Genomic DNA, 8560 nt, shown 5'->3' on the forward strand with positions numbered 1-8560 from the left:
GTCATAATTCATTAAGGTTACAAAGAGTATTATTTAAAAGTTAATGACTTGGCTGTAAGAAGCGCTTGGAAGCACTAAATTTACTAAATCTTCTTCAGTTTGTTTTTTAATCGGTTGTTTTTTGATACATTATGGAAAGTCTTAATAAAAATAACGATAAAGAAGACGAAAACTATGGGAAATTTATTTTTACGTGAAAAAGAGAATTGGCTAGCATGGTCAATTTGGGGAATCATTGGTGCTTTTGTAACACTGTATGTTGCAATGAGCACAAATGCATCACACTTTATAGCCGGTTCAGCGATGGGTATGCTTGTGTTGTTAACATGGTGGATGCACCAGTCCAAACGTTTCGACTTTGGGCGTGCATTTAAAGTATGTTGCTACGTTTTATCGCTTAGTGTGCTACCTGCTTTTATGTTTGTTGTAGTACCAAGTGATGATTTAAATCGATTCGATTTAATTTTTCAAGGCGTTACCTTTACCGCACTGAGTATATTGGCTTGTTTAATCTGCTCTTGGATTGCACGTAGACCTAAACAATATTATTAATGTGTTTAACTTTAGTCCATTAACTACACTTTTATTAAAGTGAAGAGCTTAACAAAAGAACAAAGTGGGTCTATTTTATCCAATATGTTAATATTTTATATTAATTTCTATTTAGCTCTTTACAAGTTATGTATTTAGCCATATTATTCGCGCCGTGCGGAGAGATGGCAGAGTGGTCGAATGCACCGGTCTTGAAAACCGGCATGGGTTTATAGCCCATCTAGGGTTCAAATCCCTATCTCTCCACCATTATTTAAAAAAAACCGCCTTATGGGCGGTTTTTTGCTTTGTGGAGTTTCTAAATGACTAAAGCAACAAACCTACCAACCTCGCAGAAATTAATAAAACATCTTTTATTATGGACGGTATTTGGTTACTGCTATCAAAGTGCTATTAGCTTATTAGTAAAAATGGCTATAGACGCTCAACCAGAGTATCCATTAATTACCGGTTTAATTTATGGTGTTGGTTTTAATGTTTTAGCTGCCCATCTTATTACCAAATACGATAAGCATTGGCCAGTTATTGGCTCTGTTTTTATTGGTTGTATAGGGCTGCTTGTAGTGCCATTTTTACTGTTTGGCGAATCAGGATTACTAACAATGCCTCTACTTGTTGGAATTTTATTCAGTTTGCCGCTTTGTAGTTATATTGTTGGCCTAATTAAGCTAAAACTCAGCAAAAACTAGCCCCAAACGCGGTTTATTTTGTGATAGCATAGTCGCGTCTTTTAACTAACAAAACGTGAAAAACACATTATGTCAGATAATTTTACTACAGATGCTGAAAAAGCAAGTTACGGTATTGGCTTACAAATGGGTGAGCAACTTAAGTCTAATCCTTTTGAAGGCTTAAACCTAAATTCAGTATTTGAAGGCATGAAAGATGCGTACGCTGGTAGCGCATTTCAAGTTGAGATCCCTGAGATCCAAGCTGCATTTGAAAAAATAAACGAAGAGATTCAAGCTCGTCGTGAAGAAGAGTCACAAGTACTTTCTGCAGAAGGTATTTCATTCTTAGAAGAAAACGCAAAACGTCCTGAAATCACAGTAACTGAGTCTGGTCTTCAATACGAAGTACTAGCAACTGGCGAAGGCGAAAAGCCAACAGCTGAGTCTACAGTACGTGTTGATTACCACGGTACACTTATTAACGGTACTGTGTTTGATAGCTCATACGAGCGCGGTCAACCAGCTGAATTTCCAGTTGGTGGCGTGATCAAAGGCTGGACTGAAGCATTACAAATGATGCCTGTAGGTACTAAATGGCGTATCTACGTTCCTCATGAGCTTGCTTATGGTGAACGTGGCGCAGGTGCTGCAATCGCACCTTTCTCAACGCTTGTATTTGATGTTGAGCTACACGAAATCATTTCTTAAATTAAATACATTTTAATTTAAAAGTGTAAAAAGCCGTATTCAATTTGAATACGGCTTTTTTGTGTTTGTAATTTAAGAGTTTTATACCAATTAGCTTAATTAAGTGATCTATTTTTCGCTAAGAAAATTGTGTCGATAACAAGGCAAAAATTTCGTTGTTTAGTTGTTACCACTAATTGCTTTTGCATTGCTCTACCTCCTGCATCCATGCAGTCGTATATCAGAAATTCTTAACGCAGTTAGCGTCAGGTTTAATCCTTCAAATCGATTAAGTATTACTGCGTGTTGATATTATATATTCTAAAAATAAAAAACCGCCTTAATAAAATGCGGTTTTTAAATATATAAACTAAAGAGCTTGTCAGCTATTAAAAGTAGCCACGGATACCAAAGCGGAAGTTTCTGCCAGGTAGTGGGGCTTTATCTTTAATAAATGAGCTATGCACAAAGCCTAACTCATCAGTAATGTTATCCACGTTTATATAAAGCTGTGCATCTACACTGCCTAAACCTAATTGGTAATTAGCTTGTGCATCAAATAACGTATAGCCGTCCGTTTTTGTTTCAAATGCAGTTACATCGTTTTGATCAAAGTAATGAGTACCTGTAAGCGTTAGTTGTAAGTCACCTAAATCGTACTGTAACTCAGAGCCTAATTTATTGGCAGGGATACGCGGTAAGTTGCCTTCGTCGTCTTTTAGTTTTGCACGAGTTGAGTCACCAAATACTTTAACCATAGCGCTTGGGGTTACTTGGTAATGTGCGTCAAACTCAATTCCATAAAGCTCTGCGTCTTTACTTGTAAACTGATAAACCGCAACAGCATCGTCATGTGCACCAATAGCTGATTCTAAACCATCTTCTTCATCGTAAACTAAACCTGTATTTTCTTGGAAATAAAAGTTCTTAATATCGTTATAGAAAAAGTTAACGGTGTAACCAAAATCACCGCTAAAACGTCTAAAGCTTAAATCTAGGTTTGTTGAGGTTTCTTGCTTGATATTCTCTGGCTCAAAATGTGCTTCATTACCCTCAATGTTATAACCAAGGCCAAGCTCATACGTACCTGTTGCAATGTGTAAACCATTTGATAAAAGCTCTGCAGAAAGCGGAGCTCTTTCTGAGTGAGAAATACTTGTCGCAATACTATGACCCGGCTTGTACTGCCAAATGGCACCGGCAGAGGCGCTTAAATTGGTAAAGCTTTTATTGTATCCAATAGCTTCTTCGTCGCTATGATCTATTTCTACTTCATCGTGGCTATGTTCGTGTGCCGTGATTTGGCTTTCAATTTTGTAATCTTCTACACGTGCACCAAGCTCTATTGTCACGTCGCCAAATTCACGCTCTTCTAGTAAATATAATGCGTTAGTTGTAGTTACACTCGCGGGTGTAAATGCTTCTTCACCAATTGCATCGTAGTCAGAATCGCTGTAGTGATAGCCCATCATTCCGTGCCAATCAGCAAACTTATGCTCTACATTTAAACGTGCTTCAGTCGTTTTATTTTTAAAAGTAGTACCAATTTCGCCATCTTCAATTTCGCTGTGTGAATAATCTGTATAGCCAACACGTAGGTTGATGGTTTCAATCCAGTTATTATGAAGAGCGTAACTTACAAGCCCTTGCCAGCGGTCTTGCTCTAAATGTGCGTAAACTGGCTCTTCAGCAGCTTCATCTTCATGTTCTGCATGCTCTTCTTCAGTTTCACCTTCGTGATCGTGATGATGCTCATGCCCAGGAATACCGTAATCAGTATCAATGCTACCGTAAGAAAAACCAATCGTTAAGTGATCGCCAACATAGCTGGTACCAAAGTTGAGTGTTTCGCTATCAATAAAAGTATTTTCTACCGAGCTTTCGGTTTCAACATCGCCATCATCGTCGGCAATAGTAAAGGTCGGTGTTTGGTAATCATCGCCGCTGCGCTTAGTACCATCAAAATGAAAGTTAAAGCCTTCATTACCTGTTTCAAGTTTTGCAGCTACGGTGTTTGAATTTGACACCGTATCGTGGCTGTATTCAGCAGCGCCTGTAAGCTCGTCGATATTGCTAGTAGGAATACGGTTATCAACCACGTTTACAACGCCACCAATTGCACCAGAGCCATAAAGTAGGGTACTTGGACCGCGCAACACTTCAATTTGCTCTGCCGCTAGGCTGTCGCTTGATGTCGCGTGGTCTGGGCCAATTCGCGACGCATCGCTGGCATCTAATCCATTTTGTGTGATTTTAACGCGAGGGCCATCTAAACCACGAATAATTGGGCTTGATGATACAGGGCCAAAGTAACTTGCATTTACGCCTGGTAAACCTTTAAGAGTTTCGCCAAGTGTTGGTTTAGATTTATTTCTTAATTCATCACCAGATAGCACACTTACAGGAGAAATCATTTCTAGGCTGTTCTTATGAAGTGCAGAGGCATAAACAACCACTGTTTCAACCGATGTTGGTTTAAGTGACACAGACAGATTATTTGAAGATTCGGTAACAGTAATACGAGAGTCTATGTAGTTGTCTTTACTAATATGTAATTGGCTGTTTGCATCTATATCGATAGCAAACTCGCCTAAATCATTACTTTTAACGCTTTGGTTTTTGCCATGGACATGGATAGAGGCATTTTTAATTGGTTGATTTTTATCATCCATTACTTTACCGGTAACGGTTGCAGCCAAAGCTGATTGAGAACATAAAACAGAAAAAATAGCAGAGGAGATTAATGTTAACTTTGTCATGGATATATTGGTTCGTGGTTATTATGTTGTGATATAATATAACACCACAAAATTAACGAATCAACAATGTTATAGTATAACCTTGTGTTTTGCGTTCAAACCACTAAAAGTGCCGATAAACTGTTTGCTTTACAATAGAAGTTAATCTGGCATTAACTCTACTTTACTGTAACAAATCTACTCGTAGTACCCTCAAAGAATATCTGCTAATGATTATGGAGAGTAGTGTTTAAAGTATTGAATTTTATGTTTTTTACCTATAATTTATATTTTTTAATAGCTCCCTCTATTATAAAACACTTCTAAAATCCATTACATTGTTAACAGTTAATTGTTTTATATCGTCGTTTGTGTAATTATCTTGTGTAGTTTTAACGCTTTTTAGCTATCAATTATTGCTCAAAAGTACACATTTAAACACGCACAATAGTAGGCCAACATGTTTCTCAATCCTTATAGTGTAAAATTAGCATCCTCGTTTTTTTGTTTATCGGTACTTGCAGGATGTCACAATGCGAAAGCTTCAGATCAAGATTCAACTAAAGGAGCCACTCCATTAAAAAAAGAGCATATAATTTTTGATTTTGAACAGGATAATTACAGCCAATATATAAATACAATTAATGGCTTTAGTACATTAATAAAGGAAGGTGGAAACCATAAACTAGCGGTTACATTAAAATCTAAATCTAATGTAGAAAGTGACTTTGAATTTATAAACCCAAAAGGATGGGATTGGCAAGCAACAGGAAACTTTGCCCTTGCACTTGATATACAAAACCCTGATGAGGCTTCTACTCACCTATACATAAAGACAATAGACAAGTCGGGACAATTTCAAACTCGAAGTGTTGTTGTGCCAGCAAAGTCTCAAAATACGTATTACATAGAATTAAAAGGCGCAAATTTAAATGTTAATTCAGGTATTCGCTCAAACCCACCAAGTTGGAAAAGCAGTTATACGCCAATAATCTATAGAGGCGGACAAAAAAATATCGACGTTAGCAGCATTGTAAAAATATCATTTGGAGTAAAAGGGCTACTTGACGATAAACGAATTTTAATAGACAACTTACGCCTTATAAAGCCAACTAATTTTGATACTAACTATCTAAAAGGGTTAGTTGATAAATTTGGGCAAAATGCAAAATTAGACTTTACCAATAAAGTATCTTCAACAGAGCAGCTACAAGTTATTTCTCAAAAAGAGCAAATTAACTTACAAAACTCACCAATGAAAGGACGTTCTAAATATAGTGGCTGGAAAAACGGCCCACAATTAAAGGCAACGGGATATTTTAGAACCGAAAAATACAAAGGGAAATGGAGTTTAGTCGACCCAGAAGGTTATCTGTTTTTTTCAACCGGCATTGATAACGTTCGTATGGCAAATACTTCAACTATTACCGGTTACGATTTTGACCAAAGCTATATTAAGCAGCGCGAAGCTAATGATTTAACACCAGAGGATTCATTAGGATTAAATCCAGCTCCAAAAACTGCGTGGTCAACACGTTATAAAAGCTCAACACTAAGATCTGATATGTTTAATTGGCTACCCGAGCAAAATAACCCTTTAGCAGATAATTACGGCTACAGACGCGAAGTTCACAGTGGTGCAATTAAAAAAGGTGAAACGTTTAGCTTTTATCGCGCTAATTTAGAGCGAAAATATCAAACCCATAACAACAACGACTTAATGAAACAGTGGCAAAATACCACTGTAAAACGCATGCTTTCATGGGGCTTTACTTCTTTTGGCAATTGGATAGAAGAAGACTATTACCATACTAACCAATTACCTTACTTTGCTAATGCGTGGATCATTGGTAATTTCAAAACGGTAAGCAGTGGTAACGACTACTGGAGCCCATTACCTGACCCATTTGATCCATTATTCGTTGAGCGCGCAGATGTAACGCTTGCAAAAGTAGCCCAGCAAGTTAAAAACAGTCCTTGGTGTGTTGGTGTATTTATTGATAACGAAAAAAGCTGGGGCATGATGAATTCTGACGCCTCACGTTATGGTATTGCTATTAATACACTTAAAAATAACGCCCAAAATAGCCCGACTAAAGCACAATTTGTTACCTTAATGAAAAATAAGTACAGCCAAATTAGCAAACTTAATAAAGCATGGAATACACGTATTGCCTCATGGGATGAGTTTGCTGCAGGCGTCGCACTCACGCAGTTTAACGAGCAAACTAATATCGATTTATCAGCGATGTTATTTCATTATGCTAATCAGTATTTTGCAGTGGTTGACGCGGCTATAGCTAAACACCTTCCAAATCAGCTGAATATGGGAGCACGTTTTGCTGACTGGGGTATGACGCCTGAAATAAGAGCCGCCGCTGCCGCGCATGTAGATGTGATGAGCTACAACTATTACCGAGAGGGATTAAATGAAGATTTTTGGGCATTTTTATCTGATATAGACATGCCAAGCATAATAGGTGAATTTCATAATGGTGCGCTTGATTCTGGGCTATTAAACCCAGGCCTTATACACACTCAATCTCAGCAAGAGCGTGGTACTAAATACAAAAAATATATGAATAGCGTTATAGATAACCCATATTTTGTTGGTGCGCATTGGTTTCAATACATAGACTCTCCACTAACTGGGCGAGCATACGATGGTGAAAACTACAATGTAGGCTTTGTAAATGTAACGGACATTCCTTACAAACCGCTTGTAGATGCAGCTAAAAGCGTGAATAAATCGTTGTATGAACGCAGGTATAATAATGCAAAAAATTAAATATATACTAAGCGCTGTGTGTGTTTTCTGTTTGGGTGTATCTGCTAAGCAAAGTAACACACTTTTATTCGAGCAAGGCCCCTACAAAATATTTAATGAGCAAGCGCTTGAAGTGCTTAACTTAAATAGCCATGTTAAACCCCTCGCTTCGGGTTATGACTGGCTAGAGGGGCCGGTTTGGGTTAATCAAGGAGGATATTTATTATATTCTGATATACCTAATCATCAGGTTTATAAATATACACCAGGTAAAGGTGCAAGTTTGTACTTAGCGCATAGTGGCTATTCAAATGGTTTAATTGTAAATAAACAAAATGAGCTTGTGCTTTTGCAATCGCGCTCACGTGTTATATCAAAAATGAAGACGCCATTAAGCACGCCTAAACCACAATACCTACAAATTGTAAGTCATTATAATGGACAAAAGTTTAACAGCCCAAACGATGGCGTTTTTAACGACCAAGGCATGCTTTATTTTAGTGATCCACCCTATGGTTTACCTAATCAATTAGATGATGAAGGCAAAGAGCTTAAGTTTCAGGGGGTATATTCACTTAAAAATACAGGGGAACTTACCTTATTGGATCGTGATCTTATTTATCCTAATGGGGTCGCATTATCAGCTGATAATAAAACCTTATATGTGGCGGCATCTAATGCTAATAAACCTGCGTGGTATCAGTATGATTTAAATGACAGCGGTGCAGTGATAAGTAAATCTTTATTTTATGAATTACCACCAGCAATTAAGCATGACCAAGGCTTACCAGATGGCTTAAAGGTACATAAAAGTGGGATTATATTTGCTACAGGTCCCAATGGGTTATGGTTATTTAATAAAAATGCTGAGCTACTAGCTCAAATTGAAATGCCAAATATTAGTGCTAATCTAACGTTTAACCAATCACAAAACCGCGTTTATATAACAGCGCATACACAGCTATTGGCACTTGATTTAAAATAGTCTTGTTATTCTATTGTTAAATTAAAGCCCCTATAAGCATAACACCGATCAGTTAAGGTATTTTTGATCGGTTGACCGATCTTTTGGTTGCTTCACAATACCCTTATCATCTTTTGATTATGAGGGTATTTTTATGCTTAGTCATTGGTTACTTGATACG

Annotated in this window: 6 protein-coding genes and 1 tRNA gene; 6 read left to right on the plus strand and 1 reads right to left on the minus strand. The window is 37.4% G+C overall.

From position 1 onward, the window contains the following. The first annotated feature begins 174 nt into the window (after positions 1-174). The 4 genes from I6F45_RS11950 to I6F45_RS11965 all read left to right on the plus strand — a co-directional run bounded on the left by I6F45_RS11950 (position 175) and on the right by I6F45_RS11965 (position 1931). Complete coding sequence (locus tag I6F45_RS11950; protein WP_007582705.1) at positions 175-552, plus strand: hypothetical protein; 378 nt, start codon at positions 175-177, stop codon at positions 550-552. A gap of 158 nt (positions 553-710) precedes the next feature. After that, positions 711-801, plus strand: a tRNA-Ser gene (locus I6F45_RS11955). A gap of 53 nt (positions 802-854) precedes the next feature. Beyond that, entirely contained in the window at positions 855-1241 is a 387-nt protein-coding gene (locus tag I6F45_RS11960; protein WP_024590139.1) for a hypothetical protein, read from the plus strand. Between the two features lie 69 nt (positions 1242-1310). Beyond that, positions 1311-1931: an FKBP-type peptidyl-prolyl cis-trans isomerase gene (locus I6F45_RS11965; protein ID WP_165727452.1), complete on the plus strand. Its 621-nt coding sequence runs from the start codon at positions 1311-1313 to the stop codon at positions 1929-1931. Between the two features lie 368 nt (positions 1932-2299). On the opposite strand, the gene I6F45_RS11970 is transcribed toward I6F45_RS11965, so the two are convergent. Further along, the gene (locus tag I6F45_RS11970; protein ID WP_165727453.1) at positions 2300-4669 is read right to left on the minus strand and encodes a TonB-dependent receptor; all 2370 of its coding nucleotides are present in this window, start codon (positions 4667-4669) and stop codon (positions 2300-2302) included. Between the two features lie 439 nt (positions 4670-5108). Here I6F45_RS11970 and I6F45_RS11975 point away from each other — a divergent pair, with 439 nt between their 5' ends. Together I6F45_RS11975 and I6F45_RS11980 are read left to right on the plus strand one after the other, a co-directional pair. Further along, a complete protein-coding gene (locus I6F45_RS11975; RefSeq protein ID WP_197160617.1) occupies positions 5109-7436 on the plus strand; it encodes a beta-galactosidase in 2328 nt (775 codons plus the stop codon). Further along, a complete protein-coding gene (locus I6F45_RS11980) occupies positions 7423-8400 on the plus strand; it encodes an SMP-30/gluconolactonase/LRE family protein (RefSeq protein ID WP_197139609.1) in 978 nt (325 codons plus the stop codon). The genes I6F45_RS11975 and I6F45_RS11980 overlap by 14 nt, the downstream gene beginning before the upstream one ends. Positions 8401-8560 lie beyond the last annotated feature (160 nt).

This window comes from Pseudoalteromonas sp. SWYJZ19 (assembly GCF_015864375.1).
Taxonomy (GTDB): domain Bacteria; phylum Pseudomonadota; class Gammaproteobacteria; order Enterobacterales; family Alteromonadaceae; genus Pseudoalteromonas; species Pseudoalteromonas arctica.

Coding starts and splice junctions, on each gene's coding strand:
- I6F45_RS11950 (WP_007582705.1), top strand. CDS start 175: ATGGGAAATTTATTTTTACGTGAAAAAGAGAATTGGCTAGCATGGTCA.
- I6F45_RS11960 (WP_024590139.1), top strand. CDS start 855: ATGACTAAAGCAACAAACCTACCAACCTCGCAGAAATTAATAAAACAT.
- I6F45_RS11965 (WP_165727452.1), top strand. CDS start 1,311: ATGTCAGATAATTTTACTACAGATGCTGAAAAAGCAAGTTACGGTATT.
- I6F45_RS11970 (WP_165727453.1), bottom strand. CDS start 4,669: ATGACAAAGTTAACATTAATCTCCTCTGCTATTTTTTCTGTTTTATGT.
- I6F45_RS11975 (WP_197160617.1), top strand. CDS start 5,109: ATGTTTCTCAATCCTTATAGTGTAAAATTAGCATCCTCGTTTTTTTGT.
- I6F45_RS11980 (WP_197139609.1), top strand. CDS start 7,423: ATGCAAAAAATTAAATATATACTAAGCGCTGTGTGTGTTTTCTGTTTG.